At 71.0% G+C, this 15018-nt stretch carries 12 protein-coding genes; 2 read left to right on the plus strand and 10 right to left on the minus strand.

Annotated features, from left to right (window positions below):
- Positions 1 to 35: 35 nt before the first annotated feature.
- The 3 genes from ACQUSR_RS22340 to ACQUSR_RS22350 form a co-directional block, all read right to left on the minus strand.
- A complete protein-coding gene (locus ACQUSR_RS22340) occupies positions 36 to 1976 on the minus strand; it encodes an ABC transporter permease/substrate-binding protein (RefSeq protein WP_431044374.1) in 1941 nt (646 codons plus the stop codon).
- Entirely contained in the window at positions 1966 to 3456 is a 1491-nt protein-coding gene (locus ACQUSR_RS22345; RefSeq protein WP_431047773.1) for a sugar ABC transporter ATP-binding protein, read from the minus strand. Before ACQUSR_RS22345 ends, ACQUSR_RS22340 begins: the two co-directional genes overlap by 11 nt.
- A gap of 95 nt (positions 3457 to 3551) precedes the next feature.
- Positions 3552 to 4562 carry a LacI family DNA-binding transcriptional regulator gene (locus ACQUSR_RS22350; RefSeq protein WP_431044375.1) on the minus strand — a complete coding sequence of 337 codons (1011 nt, stop codon included), beginning with the start codon at positions 4560 to 4562 and terminating at the stop codon, positions 3552 to 3554.
- Positions 4563 to 4749: 187 nt separating this feature from the next.
- Between ACQUSR_RS22350 and recD2 the strand changes: the two genes are divergently transcribed.
- Positions 4750 to 6984 carry an SF1B family DNA helicase RecD2 gene (gene recD2 / locus ACQUSR_RS22355; RefSeq protein ID WP_431044376.1) on the plus strand — a complete coding sequence of 745 codons (2235 nt, stop codon included), beginning with the start codon at positions 4750 to 4752 and terminating at the stop codon, positions 6982 to 6984.
- A gap of 151 nt (positions 6985 to 7135) precedes the next feature.
- On the plus strand, positions 7136 to 8425 hold the full coding sequence (locus tag ACQUSR_RS22360; protein WP_431044377.1) for a citrate synthase: 1290 nt from the start codon (positions 7136 to 7138) through the stop codon (positions 8423 to 8425).
- Positions 8426 to 8947: 522 nt separating this feature from the next.
- Here the strand turns inward: ACQUSR_RS22360 and ACQUSR_RS22365 are convergent.
- The 7 genes from ACQUSR_RS22365 to ACQUSR_RS22395 form a co-directional block, all read right to left on the minus strand.
- Positions 8948 to 9175, minus strand: coding sequence for a heavy-metal-associated domain-containing protein (locus tag ACQUSR_RS22365; RefSeq protein WP_431044378.1), 228 nt, complete (start codon positions 9173 to 9175; stop codon positions 8948 to 8950).
- A 154-nt stretch (positions 9176 to 9329) separates the two neighbouring features.
- Positions 9330 to 9524 (minus strand): helix-turn-helix transcriptional regulator, encoded by a 195-nt coding sequence (locus ACQUSR_RS22370; RefSeq protein ID WP_431044379.1) that lies wholly within the window; start codon positions 9522 to 9524, stop codon positions 9330 to 9332.
- Positions 9525 to 9788: 264 nt separating this feature from the next.
- A complete protein-coding gene (locus tag ACQUSR_RS22375; protein WP_431044380.1) occupies positions 9789 to 10841 on the minus strand; it encodes a Gfo/Idh/MocA family protein in 1053 nt (350 codons plus the stop codon).
- A 63-nt stretch (positions 10842 to 10904) separates the two neighbouring features.
- Positions 10905 to 11924 (minus strand): Gfo/Idh/MocA family protein, encoded by a 1020-nt coding sequence (locus ACQUSR_RS22380; protein WP_431044381.1) that lies wholly within the window; start codon positions 11922 to 11924, stop codon positions 10905 to 10907.
- A gap of 78 nt (positions 11925 to 12002) precedes the next feature.
- Entirely contained in the window at positions 12003 to 12920 is a 918-nt protein-coding gene (locus ACQUSR_RS22385; protein ID WP_431044382.1) for a sugar phosphate isomerase/epimerase family protein, read from the minus strand.
- A 112-nt stretch (positions 12921 to 13032) separates the two neighbouring features.
- Positions 13033 to 13902, minus strand: coding sequence for an ATP-binding cassette domain-containing protein (locus ACQUSR_RS22390; protein WP_431047775.1), 870 nt, complete (start codon positions 13900 to 13902; stop codon positions 13033 to 13035).
- Between the two features lie 35 nt (positions 13903 to 13937).
- Positions 13938 to 15011: an ABC transporter permease gene (locus ACQUSR_RS22395; protein WP_431044383.1), complete on the minus strand. Its 1074-nt coding sequence runs from the start codon at positions 15009 to 15011 to the stop codon at positions 13938 to 13940.
- Between the last annotated feature and the right edge of the window lie 7 nt (positions 15012 to 15018).

Below are 15018 nucleotides of genomic sequence, written 5' to 3' on the forward strand. Positions count from 1 at the left end.
TGCCGCCTGTACCTCAGGCCGCTTCGGGTGCCGGGCTACTTCGCGGTGACGACCTTGACGGGCACCTTGACCGTCGCGTCGACCTTCTCTCCCTTGGCGAGCTTCACGGCGTTCCGCACGGCGAGCCTGCCCAGTTCCCTCGGCCGCTGCGCGACGGTCGCGGCGAGCGTGCCGTCCTCGACCGCCTTCAGCCCGTCCGGCGTGCCGTCGAACCCGACCACCTGCACGGACTTGCCCGCCTTGGAGCCGAGCGCCTTGACCGCGCCGAGTGCCATCTCGTCGTTCTCCGCGAAGACCCCGTCGACTCCCCGGTGCGCCTGCAGCAGGTTCGTCGTCACGTCCAGCCCCTTGGCTCGGTCGAAGTCGGCCGGCTGCTTGGCGACCACCTTGATGCCCGGGTACGCCTTGAGCCCCTCGGCGAAGCCCTGGCCGCGCTCGCGCGAGGCCGATGTGCCGGGCGTGCCCTGGAGCACCAGGATCTCGCCCTCGCCGCCGAGCCGCTCGGCCAGGGTCTTTGCGGCGAGCCTGCCGCCCGCCACGTTGTCGGAGACCACGAGGGTGGCGACCTCCGCCTTGTTGACGCCGCGGTCGGCGGCGACCACGGGGATGTCAGCGGTGTTGGCGGCCTTCACCGACGGGCCCGCGGCGTCGGAGTCCACCGGGTTGACGATCACGGACTCCACGCCCTGGCTGGTGAAGTTCTGCAACTGGTTGGCCTGCTGGGACGCGTCGTTCTGGGCGTCGGTGACGGTCAGGCTGATCCCGGCCGCCTCGGCCTCCGCCTGCGCGCCCTGCTTCATCTGGACGAAGAAGGGGTTGTTCAGGGTGGACAGGGACAGGCCCACCTTCGTACCGGAACCGGATGATCCGGAGTGCCACAGCGAGGCTCCGAACAGCAGCGCCGCCACGGCCACCCCGGCGACCGCGAGCCGCACCGTCCCGCCGAACGGCCCCTTGCCGCCGGGCCCGGTCGCCCCGGCGGGCGCGGCGGGACGGGAGCCGGTACGGCGGCGCGCCGTGTCCAGCAGCACCGCCAGCGCGATGACCACGCCGATGACCACCTGCTGCCAGAAGGCCGAGACCTCCAGCAGGTTCAGGCCGTTGCGTAGCACGGCGAGGATCAGCGCGCCGATCAGCGTGCCGGAGGCCGTGCCGACCCCGCCGGAGAGACTGGCGCCGCCGATGACCACCGCGGCGATCGCGTCGAGTTCGTACCCCGTCGCGGCCTGGGGCTGGGCGGAGGACAGCCGGGAGGCGAGCACGATGCCCGCGACCGCGGCGAACGCGCCTGACAGGGCGTAGATGACCAGTTTCTGACGCTTGACGCGAATGCCGGAGAGCCGCGCGGCCTCCTCGTTGCCGCCGATCGCGTACATGGCGCGGCCGATGTACGTACGGCCCAGCACACCGGCGGTGACCAGCCCCGCCACCACCATCACGATCACCGGCACCGGCAGCCAGCCGCCGAGCGTCTCACCGAGCGAGTCGATCGGGTCGGGCAGCGCGATCGGGCTGCCCTGGGAGATGACCAGGGACAGGCCGCGGCCGACCGACAGCATCGCCAGCGTGGCGATGAACGGCGGCAGTTTGCCGAACGCCACGAGCGCGCCGCTGACCAGACCGCAGGCAAGGCCGGTGCCGACGGCCAGCAGCACCGCGAGCCACACCGGCAGTCCCTGCGAGGTCGCCGTCCAGGCCAGCACGGTGGCCGACAGCGCGGCCACCGAGCCGACCGACAGGTCGATCCCGGCCGAGACGATGACGAAGGTGACGCCGAAGGCGAGGATCGCGGTGACCGCCGCCTGCACCCCGACGTTGAGCAGGTTCTGGGTGGTGAGGAAGTCGCCGGACAGCAGCGACATCGCCAGCAGCAGCCCCACCAGGGCGGTCAGCGCGCCGTTGTCCAGCAGCAGCCGGCGGATCGCGAGCGCCGGACTCCCCGTCGCCGCGTCCGTATCGAGCGTCTCAGTGGCCATGGGAGCCCTCCGTATCCTTGACGGCCAGGGCCATCACGGCGTCCTGGGTCGCTTCCTGCCTGCTCAGCTCGCCGGCGATCCGGCCCTGCGCCATCACCAGGACCCGGTCGCTCATGCCCAGCACCTCGGGGAGGTCGCTGGAGATCATCAGCACCGCGTGGCCCGACGCGGTGAGCTCGTTGACGAGCTGATAGATCTCGACCTTCGCGCCCACGTCGATACCGCGGGTCGGCTCGTCGAGGATCAGCACCTTGCTGTCCGCCAGCAGCCATTTGCCGATGACGACCTTCTGCTGGTTGCCGCCGGACAGGGTGCCGACGCGCTGGTCGAGACCGGCCATCCGGACTGCGAGCCGCTCGGCGACCCGCGCCGCCGCGCGGCGCTGCCCGGCCCGGTCGACCAGCCCGGCGCGGGTGGCGCGGCGCAGGGTGACCAGACCCAGGTTCTCGTCCACCGACGCGTCGAGAACCAGACCCTGGCCCTTGCGGTCCTCCGGTACGAGCCCGATCCCGGCGTCCATCGCGGCGCCCACGTCATGTCCCCGCAGCGCCCGCCCGCGGACCTCGACGGTGCCGGAGTCGTACGGATCGGCGCCGAAGACGGCCCGTACGACCTCGGTGCGTCCGGCGCCGACGAGCCCGGCCAGGCCCACGACCTCCCCGGCGCGCACCTCGAAGGAGACGTCGCGGAAGGCGCCGTCGCGGGTGAGCCCGGCGACCTTGAGCAGCGGGCGGTCGGCGGGTGCGGCGTCGCCGCGCTCGCGCGGGTACTGCTGCTCGATGCTCCGGCCGACCATGAGCCGTACCAGCTCGTCCTGGTCGGTGTGGGCCGGCACCTGCTCGACGCTGCGGCCGTCGCGCAGCACGGTGACCCAGTCGCCGAGGGCGGCGATCTCCTCCAGGTGGTGGGTGATGAAGACGACGCCGACACCCCCTTCGCGCAGCGTACGGACGATCCGAAAGAGCCGGTCGGTCTCATCGGTGGTGAGCACGGCGGTCGGCTCGTCCATGATCAGTACACGCGCGTCCAGGCTGAGCGCCTTGGCGATCTCGACCATCTGCAGCCGGGCGATGCCCAGTTCACGGACGCGGGTGCGCGGGTCGACGCCGACCCCGACGCGGGCGAGCAGCTCGGCGGCGTCCGCGTTCATCCGCCGGTGGTCGATCAGGCCGAAGCGGCGCGGCTGGCGGCCGAGGAAGATGTTCTCGGCCACGCTCAGCTCGGGGACCAGGTTGAACTCCTGGTAGATGGTGGCGATCCCGAGCCGCTCGGCGTCCTGTGCGCTGTGGATGCGTACGGGCGTGCCGTCGACGAGGATGCGCCCCTCATCAGGGCGGTGCGCCCCGGAGAGCATCTTGATCAGGGTGCTCTTCCCGGCGCCGTTCTCGCCGAGCAGCACGTGCACCTCGCCGGCGCGCAGCTCGAAGTCGACGCCGTCGAGGGCCACGACGCCGGGGAAGGCCTTGCGGACGCCCTCCATGCGCAGCAGCTCGGGGGCGGCGGACGGCCGCGGAGCCGCCGCGCTCGACCTGTCCTCTGCGCTCGGCACTTCCGTGCTCGACGCGTCCTTCGTGTTCAACGCGTGCTCCCTTCCGCGGACTCGCCGCACGAGCGGCGTGGGACGAGGCGGGCGGACAGGGCGACCGACTCGGCCGGGCGCCCCTCGACGACGTCGATCAGGGCCCGTACGGCGGCGCGGCCGAGCTCTCCGGTCGGCTGGGCGACGGCGGTGATCGGCGGATCGGTGTGCACGAACCAGACGATGTCGTCGAACGCGGCGAGCGCCACGTCATCCGGCACGCGCAGCCCGCGCGCCCGGATCTCGTCCATGGCGCCGAGCGCCATGAGGTTGTCGGCCGCGAAGACCGCCTCGGGCGGCTCCGGCAGGTCGAGGAACCGGGCCGTGGCGCGGCGGCCGCTGTCGGCCTTGAAGTCGCCCTGGCCGATGTACTCGGCGGGTAGCGCGAGTCCGAACTCCCGCAGCGCGGCCCGGAAGGCGTCCACGCGCTCGCGGCCGGTGGTGGTGGCGGCCGGGCCCGCGATGATCGCCAGCCGCCGGTGGCCGAGCGCGTGCAGATGCGCGACCAGGTCGTGGACCGCCGCCCGGCCGTCCGTACGGACCACCGGGACGTCCACGCCCTCGATCCAGCGGTCGACGAACACCATGGGGGTGCCCGCGCGGGCGGCGTCCAGCATCAGCGGGGAGCCGCCGTCGGTGGGGCTGACGAGCAGGCCGTCGATCCGCCGGTCCAGCAGGGTGCGTACGTGGTGGTCCTGGAGATCGGGCCGCTCGTCGGCGTTGCCGATGATCACGCTGTAGCCGAGCGCGCGGGCCTCGTCCTCCACGGAACGGGCCAGCTCGGTGAAGAACGGGTTGAGCACGTCGCTGATGACGAGCCCGAGGGTGCGGGTCTGGTCGGTGCGCAGGGAGCGGGCCACCGCGTTGGGGCGGTAGCCGAGTCCGGCGACGGCGGCCAGGACCCGGTCGCGGGTGTCCGCGCGGACGGACGGGTTGTCGTTGAGCACCCGGGAGACCGTCGCGACGGAGACCCCGGCATGCCGAGCCACGTCCTTGATGCTCGCCATCCGCGTTCCACCTCCTCGTGGAATCGATTACAGCGCTGTCCGAGAGCTGATTGGAATCGATTACATGAGCGGGGCGCAAGACTCCGGCCGGGGTCCGAGACCCGATCGTGATCCGGTGGCCTGTGGCCGCGGAGCGGGTTGTCCACAGGCTCCGACGGGTGTCGTAGCCCGGCGGTACCGTCGGACCATGCTCAAACTCGCGGTGGTGGAAGGGGTCCTGGAGCGGATCACCTACGCCAATGAGGAGAACGGCTATACGGTCGGGCGCGTCGACACCGGCCGCGGCTCCGGCGACCTGCTGACCGTCGTGGGCTCGCTGCTCGGGGCGCAGCCGGGCGAGTCGTTGCGCATGGAGGGCCGTTGGGGCTCCCACCCGCAGTACGGCAAGCAGTTCACCGTCGAGAACTACACCACCGTGCTGCCCGCCACCGTCCAGGGCATCCGCCGCTATCTCGGCTCCGGGCTGATCAAGGGCATCGGTCCGCGGATCGCGGACCGGATCACCGAGCACTTCGGCGTCGACACCCTCGATGTGATCGAGCGCGAGCCGCAGCGGCTGGTCGAGGTTCCCGGGCTCGGCCCCAAGCGCACCAAGATGATCGGCGCGGCGTGGGAGGAGCAGAAGGCGATCAAGGAGGTCATGGTCTTCCTCCAGGGCGTCGGCGTCTCCACCTCCATCGCGGTGCGGATCTACAAGAAGTACGGTGACGCCTCCATCTCGGTGGTCAGGAACGAGCCGTACCGGCTGGCGGCCGACGTATGGGGCATCGGGTTCCTCACCGCCGACAAGATCGCCCAGTCGGTGGGCATCCCGCACGACAGCCCCGACCGGGTCAAGGCCGGCTTGCAGTACGCGCTGTCCCAGTCGACCGACAGCGGCCACTGCTATCTGCCCGAGGAGCAACTGATCGCGGACGCGGTGAAACTGCTCCAGGTCGACACCGGGCTGGTCATCGACTGCCTCGGTGAGCTGGCACAGGACCCCGAGGGCGTGGTCCGCGAGACGCTGCCGGGAGGGGACGGCGGGGAGCCCGTCACCGCCGTCTATCTCGTCCCGTTCCACCGCGCCGAGGTCTCCCTCGCCGGGCAGCTGCTGCGGCTGCTGCGCACCGCGGAGGACCGGATGCCGGTCTTCCAGGACGTGGCGTGGGACAAGGCGCTGAGCTGGCTCGCCGTCCGCACCGGCGCGGACCTCGCCCCCGAGCAGCGGGACGCGGTCAAGCTCGCGCTCACGGAGAAGGTCGCGGTGCTCACCGGCGGCCCCGGCTGCGGCAAGTCCTTTACGGTGCGGTCCGTGGTGGAGCTCGCCCGCGCCAAGAAGGCCAAGGTGGTGCTGGCGGCCCCCACCGGGCGGGCCGCCAAGCGGCTCTCCGAGCTGACCGGAGCGGACGCCTCCACCGTGCACCGGCTGCTGGAGCTCAAGCCCGGCGGGGACGCGGCGTACGACAGGGAGCGCCCGCTGGACGCCGATCTGGTGGTGGTGGACGAGGCGTCGATGCTCGATCTGCTGCTCGCCAACAAGCTGGTCAAGGCGGTCCCGCCGGGTGCGCACCTGCTGCTGGTGGGCGATGTGGACCAGCTGCCGTCGGTGGGCGCGGGGGAGGTGCTGCGGGACCTGCTGGCGGAGGGCGGGCCGGTGCCGGCGGTGCGGCTGACCCGGATCTTCCGGCAGGCCCAGCAGTCCGGGGTGGTGACCAACGCCCACCGCATCAACTCCGGGGTGGCGCCCCTCACCCAGGGCATGGCGGACTTCTTCCTCTTCGCGGAGGAGGACACCGAGGAGGCCGGGCGGCTCACGGTGGACGTGGTGGCCCGCCGGATCCCGGCGAAGTTCGGCCTCGACCCGCGCCGGGACGTCCAGGTGCTGGCCCCGATGCACCGCGGGCTGGCGGGCGCGGGCACCCTCAACGGACTGCTCCAGCAGGCCATCACCCCCGCCCGCCCCGATGCGCCCGAGCGGCGCTTCGGCGGCCGGATCTTCCGCGTAGGGGACAAGGTCACGCAGATCAGGAACAACTACGAAAAGGGCGCCAATGGCGTCTTCAACGGCACGGTCGGCGTCGTCACGGACCTCGACAACGACGAGCAGCGGCTGACCGTGCTGACCGACGAGGACGAGGAGGTGGGGTACGACTTCGACGAGCTGGACGAGCTGGCGCACGCCTACGCCGTGACGATCCATCGCTCCCAGGGCAGCGAGTATCCGGCGGTGGTGATCCCGGTGACCACCGGTGCCTGGATGATGCTCCAGCGCAATCTGCTGTATACGGCCGTGACCCGGGCAAAGCGGCTCGTCGTGCTCGTCGGCTCCCGGCGGGCGCTCGGTCAAGCGGTGCGCACGGTGTCCGCGGGCAGGCGCTGCACGGCGCTGGATCACCGGATCGGCGGCGGCATCCGTGTCGGAAGGGTTTCCGAACAGTGACGAAGGGGGCAGGATGGCCTTGACAGCGGCACTGAGTGCCGCAGATAGGCCCTTCGGCCGACCCCGAGTGCACGTTCATCGTCCAAATGGGGGAAGGTAGGGGGTGTCAGGGCACCTCGAAGAAGAGAACCAGACGTCGGTGAGGGATGACGTGAGTGACAACTCTGTAGTACTGCGGTACGGGGACGGCGAATACGCGTACCCGGTGGTCGACAGCACCGTCGGCGACAAGGGCTTCGATATCGGCAAGCTCCGCGCCCAGACCGGTCTGGTGACCCTGGACTCGGGATACGGCAACACCGCGGCGTATAAATCCGCGGTCACCTACCTCGACGGCGAGCAGGGCATCCTGCGCTACCGCGGCTACCCGATCGAGCAGCTCGCCGAGCGCAGCACCTTCCTGGAGACGGCGTTCCTGCTGATCAACGGCGAGCTGCCCACGGTCGACCAGCTCTCCACCTTCCGTGAAGAGATCACGACGCACACGCTCCTGCACGAGGACGTGAAGCGGTTCTACGACGGCTTCCCGCGTGACGCCCACCCGATGGCGATGCTGTCCTCCGTGGTCAGCGCCCTGTCGACGTTCTACCAGGACAGCCACAACCCGTTCGACGAGAAGCAGCGCCACCTCTCGACCGTCCGGCTGCTCGCCAAGCTCCCGACCATCGCGGCGTACGCGTACAAGAAGTCGGTCGGCCACCCGATCGTCTACCCGCGCAACGACCTGGGGTACGTGGAGAACTTCCTCCGCATGACCTTCTCGGTGCCGGCCGCGGAGTACAACCTGGACCCGGTCGTGGTCAGCGCGCTGGACAAGCTGCTGATCCTGCACGCCGACCACGAGCAGAACTGCTCGACCTCGACCGTCCGCCTGGTCGGGTCCTCGCAGGCGAACATGTTCGCGTCCATCTCGGCCGGTATCAGCGCCCTGTGGGGCCCCCTGCACGGTGGCGCCAACCAGAGCGTGCTGGAGATGCTGGAGGGCATCCAGGCCAGCGGCAGCGACGTCGGCTCCTTCATCCGCAAGGTGAAGAACAAGGAAGACGGCGTGAAGCTCATGGGCTTCGGGCACCGCGTCTACAAGAACTTCGACCCCCGCGCGAAGATCATCAAGTCGGCGGCGCACGATGTCCTCTCGGCCCTCGGCAAGAGCGACGAGCTTCTCGACATCGCGCTCAAGCTGGAGGAGCACGCGCTCGCCGACGACTACTTCGTGGAGCGCAAGCTCTACCCGAACGTCGACTTCTACACCGGCCTGATCTACCGGGCGATGGGCTTCCCGACCGAGATGTTCACCGTGCTGTTCGCGCTCGGCCGGCTCCCCGGCTGGATCGCCCAGTGGCACGAGATGATCAAGGAGCCGGGCTCCCGCATCGGCCGCCCGCGCCAGATCTACACGGGTGTCGTCGAGCGCGACTTCGTCCCCGTCGAGCAGCGCTGAGCGCGCCCTTCGCGACACGGAGTGCCCCCTGCGCGCGGAGAACGCGCGCTATGGACAGAGAAGCGCCCCGCTGCCGATCCCTGGGCCCCCGCAGTAGCGGGGAGGGTCGGAGCGGGGCGCACGCATGAAGAGAAACGCCCCGCTGCCGATCCCCCCACGGGTCGGAGCGGGGCGCTCCCCGTTCCCGGTTCGGATTCCCCCCACGGGATCCGGCCGGGTGTCCACTGGCCGTGGCGGTCCACGGGTGCGCGACCTGCCGGGACGCGTACGTACGGGAGGGCCGCTCAAAGCTCCCCGGGTACGTCGCCCCGGCCACGCGTAGTTGGCACCGTCCCCCAAGACGGGCCAACCGCAGAGTTAGACTCCCGACCCCCCTCAAGGGTTACGTTCGGATGGATGTGATCTGCGTCTCTTGCCATATCGGCACGTAAAAGGGCAAGAGCCTCGACCTGAAGATCGAGGCTCTTGTGTATGGGTGTTGTGCGGCTTATGGGGACTTGGTGAATCTCTGTGGTGGGCGCGTCAGGCCCGGCCGACGAGTTCGTATCCCGCCTCGTCGACGGCGGCGCGGACGGCCTCGTCGTCCAGCGGCGCGGCGGAGGTGACGGTGACCTGGCCGGTGGCGGCGACGGCCTTGACCGAGCCGACTCCGGCGATCGCGGAGATCTCCTCGGAGACCGCGCCCTCGCAGTGGCCGCAGGTCATGCCGGTGACCTGGTACACGGTGGTCATGTTGCCCTCGGCGGTCATGGCGTTCTCCCGTATGTCTGGGTATGGGTGGCGTGCTGGAGTCCACGGACCCGTGGCGTTCCAGTAGCCGTAACTCTATACCCCTCGGGGGTATTCCGTAGGTGGGGGTGTGCACGAGCCGCGCGCGGCGGACGCACCGCGCGCGGCGGGCGCGTCACTCGCGGGACCGGTTGCCGGGTCTGCGGGCCACCCAGGTCCGGATGGTTTCCGCGGACCAGAAGGGCTTGCCGCCCTCCACGAGGTCGGGGGGCGGCAGGTGCCCGTGCTTGCGATAGGACCTGACGGTGTCGGGCTGCACACCGATGTGGGCGGCGATCTCCTTGTACGACCAAAGCCTCCGGTCGGTCATCGTTCGAGCCTTCCCGCAGACGGCGCAGCGACGGCCCGGCGGAGCCGTCGGGGAACTGCGGCGCGACCGCTGTTGATCACTCAGCCTGTGCCCCGATAACGACGGGCTGTTATCAGGCGGCGACGCCTGTCGCTCGCTTGTGACCGAAGACATGGGTAAGCGTGACGTCCGTAACGGCGGAGTGACGGCGGTGAGGCCCCGGTGACGGACCCTCATGGTGGGCCGGCGGTGCGGGAAGAGCCGGCCGTGACGGGAACGGGCAGGTCAGCGCTTCAGCTTGGCCATCTGTTCGGCTATCTCGGCGAGTCGCACCGGGCGGTGCTCCAGCCGGGACAGTTCACAGGCTTCGGCCACCAGCAGCGCGTTCAGGGCCTGTCGGCCGGAGCAGGGGTTGGGTGCGTCGCCGCGCGCCGCGGCCACGAACGCCGCCAGCTCGGCCCGGTACGCGCCCTCGAAGCGTTCCAGGAAGCCGGTCCAGGGGCGGGCGGGGCCGGCGGGACCCCCGGGTTCGGCGGAGGTGAACGGCGTGCGGTCGTCCAGCCCGACCACGAACTGGTCACGCTCGCCGGACAGCTCCATGCGCACGTCGTACCCGGCGCCGTTGTAGCGGGTGGCGGTCGCGCTGACCAGGGTGCCGTCGTCCAGGGTCAGCAGCGCCGCGGCCGTGTCCACGTCGCCCGCCTCGCGGAAGAAGGCGGCGCCGCCGTTCGCGCCGGTCGCGAAGACCTCCAGGACCTCACGGCCGGTCAGCCACCGCACCGCGTCGAAGTCGTGCACCAGGCAGTCCCGGATCAGGCCGCCCGAGTGCGGCAGGAACTCCGGCGGCGGGGGAGCGGGGTCCGAGGTGACCGCCCGGATCGTGTGCAGCCGTCCCAGACGGCCGTCCCGCAGCGCCTGGCGGGCCGCCAGGTACCCGGCGTCGAAGCGGCGCTGAAAGCCCATCTGGAGGAGGGTTCCCGCGGCCTCGACCTCGTCGAGCGCCCGCACCGTGCCCGCCAGGTCCAGCGCGATGGGCTTCTCGCAGTAGGCGGGCAGCCCGGCGCGCGCCGCACGGGCGATCAGGTCGGCGTGCGAGGCGGTGGCGGTGGCGATCACCACGGCGTCCACCCCCGCCGTGAAGACGGCGTTCACCGAGTCCGCGGCGGTGGCACGCGCGCCGCCGCGCCCCGCGCGCCGCTCGTCGATCCGGGCGGCGAGTTCCGCGGCCCGGCCGCTGTCCACGTCGCCGATCACCACATGGCCGACACCGTCCACCTCCGCGAGTGCCGCGGCGTGGAAGGAGCCGATCCGGCCCGCGCCGAGAAATCCGATACGCATGTCACTTCCCGTCAGTCACAGGTGGTGGGGGAGTTGTCGCTGGGGGCTGGAGGGCCGCGCCCGTCAGCGGTACAGGGCCGGGCGCTCGATGAGCTCCACGGCCACCCGCTCTCCGGTGGCCTGGGCGCGTACGCCCGCCTCGCAGACGGCCGCCGCGGCGTAGCCGTCCCATGTGCTGGGGCCCTCGACCGTGCCGCGCCGGGTGGCGTCCACCCACGCCTGCACCTGCCGGTCGTACGCCTCCTCGAAGCGGGCCACGAAGTCCTGGGCGATCTCCCCGCCCCAGGTGCCCGCGCGGTTGACGAGCATGCCGTGGGCGTCGCCGACGCGCGCGGTGCCCCGTTCGCAGACCGCCTCGGCCTGGACCTGGTAGCCGAAGCCGCAGGTGGCGAAGATCTCGACGTCCACCAGCGCGCCGCCGTCGGTCTCGAAGAGCACCAGTTGCGGGTCGCTGATCCCCTCGGGGGCGTGTGCGCCGGGGCGCGGGCGCAGCACCGTCACGGCCGTGATCTCCTGCTCCAGCAGCCAGCGGGACTGGTCCATCTCGTGCACCACGGAGTCGTTGATGAGCATCTGCTCGGTGAAGAACGAGGGCACCGAGGCATTGCGGTGGCGGCAGTGCAGCATCAGCGGGCGGCCCAGCTCGCCGCCGGCCAGCAGCGCCTTGAGCCGGACGAACTCGGGGTCGTACCGGCGCATGAAGCCGACCTGGACCCGCCGGTGGCCCAGCCGCTGCTCGGCCTCCAGCACCCGCAGCGCGGACGCCGCGTCCGGGGTGAGCGGCTTCTCGCACAGCACCGGCAGATCGTGCCGGAACGCCTCCAGCAGCGTCGCCTCGTGCGCCGGCCCCGGGCTGGCGATCAGTACGGCGTCCACGTCGGCGTCGGCCATCGCGGCGGCCGGGTCGGTGTAGGGCCTACAGCCGTCGACGCCCTCCGCGACCGACTTCACGCGTTCCGCGTCGATGTCCACCACCGCGGCGACCCGTGCCCCGCTGATCACCTCGTCGATGCGGCGTACGTGGTCGGCGCCCATCCGGCCGGTGCCGATGACGGCTACGCCGAGTGCTCCGTGCTTGGTCATGCTGTTCCTCAGAAGTCGTCGCGACGGTGGTCTGCCAGGCGGTCCGGGTGTCCGGGCCGTCCGGCCGGCGGTCGGTCCCTACGCGCCGCAGCCGCGCAGGAAGCGCCGGGTGCGCTGGGCGATCGGGAAGGGTTGGTCGGGCGGGCAGGGGTACATGTCCTGTTCCACGATGGCGAACAGATCGACATCCAGCTTCTGGGCGGCGGCCAGCACCGGCTCCAGCGCGGGCACCCCCTTGGGCGGCTCGCACATGACGCCCCGCTGGACGGCGGGACCGAACGGCACCTCGTTCTTGACGACGTCGGCCAGGATCTCCGGGTCGACCTGCTTGAGGTGCAGGTAGCCGATCCGCTCGCCGTAGGTCTCGATGAGCTTGACGCTGTCGCCGCCGCAGTAGGCGTAGTGGCCGGTGTCCAGGCAGAGCCGGACCAGGCCCGGGTCGGTGGCGTCGAGGAAGCGGGCGACGTTCTCCTCGGTGTCGATGTGGGTGTCGGCGTGCGGGTGCACGACGATGTCGAGGCCGAAGCGCTCACGTACCTCGCGGCCCAGCCGTTCCATACCGGTGGCCAGGTGGCGCCACTGCTCGGCGGTCAGCCGCGGGCTCTCGATCAGCTCGGCGGTCTTGTCGTCGCGCCAGAACGAGGGGATGACGACGAGGTGCCGGGCGCCCATGGCCCGCGTCAGCTCGGCGACCTCCGAGACATGGGCCCAGGTCGCGTCCCAGACGGCGGGGCCGCGGTGCAGCGCCGTGAAGACGGTGCCGGCGGAGACGGACAGACCGCGCCGGGCGGTCTCTTCGGTGAGCCGGGCCGGGTCGGTCGGCAGATAGCCGTACGGGCCCAGCTCGATCCACTCGTAGCCCGCCTCGGCGACCTCGTCGAGGAAGCGCCGCCAGGGCACCTGCTGCGGGTCGTCGGGGAACCACACCCCCCAGGAGTCGGGGGCCGACCCGACCCGGATGCGGTCCAGGGAGGGTGCGGGGGTGGTGGCAGTCATGGGACGGGGCTCCTCTCGCCGTCGCGTGCGGCAACGGTCGTCAGGGTAGGTCCAGGATGGGGCATAACGGTCGTCGGGTGGGGTGTGGCCGCCGGGGCGTGGGGCCGCGGGGTCAGGGCTCCGGCGTCTCGACGGATTCCGGAAGCCCGTCGACGTCGACTCCCCGCACCTGCGCCAGTTCGTGCTTGAGCGCGGCCAGCTCGGCGCCGCCCGCCATGTGGTTGGTGAGCTCTTCCAGACCGACCTCCGCGCGGGCGGCGTTCAGCTCCAGGGCGCCGAGCCGGAGCACCGAGAAGTGATCACCCACCATGTAGGCGTGGTGCGGGTTGTGGGTGATGAAGATGACCCCGAGGCCCTTCTCGCGGGCCGCCGCGATGTACTTGAGGACGACCCCGGACTGCTTGACGCCCAGCGCCGCGGTCGGCTCGTCCAGGATCAGCACGCGGGCCCCGAAGTGCACGGCCCGGGCGATGGCCACGGACTGCCGCTGGCCGCCGGAGAGGGTGCCGATGGGCTGGTCCAGGTCGGCGAGGTGGATGCCCATCGCGGTCAGTTCCTCGTCGGTGGTCCGCTTCATCCGGGCGATGTCCAGACGGCGTACGGGCCACGGGCCGCGGGTCAGCTCCGAGCCGAGGAAGAAGTTCCGCCACACCGGCATGAGCGGGACGGTCGCCAGATCCTGGTAGACGGTGGCGATGCCGCGGGCCAGCGCCTCGCGCGGGTTGGCCAGCCGCACCGGTGCGCCGTCGACCAGGAACTCCCCCTCGTCGTGCGGGTGGAGCCCGGAGATGATTTTGATCAGGGTGGACTTGCCGGCCCCGTTGTCGCCCAGGACGCAGGTCACCTGCCCCGGCCTGACGGCCAGATCGATGCCGCGCAGGGCCCGGACGTTGCCGTACAGCTTGCCGACGCCCTTGAGCTGGACGATGGGCGCGGCGCCCTGGTCCGCCGCCGCGGCCTCTGTCCCGGTGTCCGTCCGGATGTCCGTCCGGGTGTCCTTCGTGGTCGTCACAGTGATCACCTCCTGGTGGCCTGGCGGCGCACCCACAGATTGACGAGTGTCGCGACGAGCAGCATCACGCCGAGGAAGAACTTGAACCAGTCGGGGTTCCAGTTGGCGTAGACGATGCCCTGGTTGACCATGCCGAAGATGAAGGCGCCGACGACCGCGCCGGCCGCCGAGCCGTAGCCGCCGGTGAGCAGGCACCCCCCGATCACCGCGGCGATGATGTACAGGAACTCATTGCCGACACCCTCGCCCGCCTGCACGGTGTTGTACTCGAACAGCAGATGCATACCGACGAACCAGGCGGCGAAACCCACCGTCATGAACAGCGTGATCTTGGTGAACGTCACGGGGACGCCGACGGCCCGCGCGCTCTCCTTCGAGCCGCCGACGGCGAAGATCCAGTTGCCGTAGCGGGTGCGCAGCAGTACCCAGGTGGCCACGGCCGCGAAGGCCAGCCACCACAGCACGGTGACCTTGAGGTCCACCCCGCCGATGCCGATCTCCGCGGCGAAGACCTGCTTGGCCTGGCCGAAGCCGTCCATGTCGCTGATGGTGTCGGTGCCGACATTGCCTGTGAGCATCTTGGTGACGGCCAGGTTCAGGCCCTGGAGCATCAGGAAGCTGGCGAGCGTCACCAAGAAGCTCGGCAGGCCGGTCCTGACCAGCAGGATGCCGTTGATCGCGCCGACGGCCAGTGAGACGAGCAGGGCGACGCCCACGCCCACCCAGACGTTGGTGGTGAGCTGGAAGCTGAACATGCTCGCGGTCAGCGCGGAACTGGTGACCGCGACGCCGGCCGACAGGTCGAACTCGCCGCCGATCATCAGCAGGGAGACGGCCAGCGCCATGATGCCCATCGTGGACGCCTGGTAGAGGACGGTGGCGAAGGAGTCCGCCTGCCGGAACGACGGCGCGACCGTGAAGAAGAAGAAATAGACGGCGACGGCGGCGACCAGCGCCCCGATCTCGGGGCGGGCCAGCAGCCTGCGGAGCAGTGCGTGGTCGGCCGCGGCCACCGGCCGCTCGGGGGAGGCGGGGGCGGCCGGTGGGGTGGTCGCCGCCGGAGTGGCTGTCTGCGTCATGGGCGGC

Origin of the sequence: Streptomyces sp. P1-3 (assembly GCF_050613155.1) — a bacterium.
Taxonomy (GTDB): domain Bacteria; phylum Actinomycetota; class Actinomycetes; order Streptomycetales; family Streptomycetaceae; genus Streptomyces.